General features: G+C 46.6%; 1 protein-coding gene. It reads left to right on the top strand.

Annotated features, from left to right (window positions below):
• On the top strand, positions 1 to 465 hold a 465-nt coding region (ftsN, locus tag R7Z77_RS27495), incomplete at its 5' end, for a cell division protein FtsN (RefSeq protein WP_318137326.1).
• Positions 466 to 562: the final 97 nt, after the last annotated feature.

Genomic DNA, 562 nt, shown 5'->3' with positions numbered 1-562 from the left:
TGGCGTAGTGGTCTACTTGCAATCTTGCTTGTGGGCGGTTTTGGCTATGGTCTGTATTTATTAAGTAACGATCCAGAACCGAAACCACCCGTGGTTCAACAACCTACCACGACCGTCAGTAAGCCAAAGCCGAAAAAGGATTTGCCACCACCACCTGAAGAGAAGTGGGAATACGTCGAATCTTTACCCAAGCGAGAAGTGGAAGTCGTCGCCAAAGAAATCGAAGTATCTAAAATCCCATACGTAATGCAGTGTGGCGCTTACAAAACCCAAGCACAGGCCGAAGAGCGAAAGCTGGCTATTGCTTTCCAAGGTCTTTCGAGCAAAATTCGTAAGAAAGAAGGCAGTTCATGGTATCGCGTGGTGCTAGGTCCGTATAAGTTCAAACGTGATGCAGAACGTGACCGTCATAAACTGCAACGCGCGAAAATCGAGCCATGTGCGATTTGGAAAGAAAATCTTTAAACTCAGGCCCTAGGAGCTAAGATCCTAGGGCCTTTCTTTTTGCCCCCTTGAATCCCTATTTCCCCTCCCCCATATACTGAATTAAATCCAAAGAGAA

Source organism: Vibrio sp. 1401, assembly GCF_033340295.1.
This window is presented reverse-complemented; position numbering and strand designations above follow the sequence as displayed.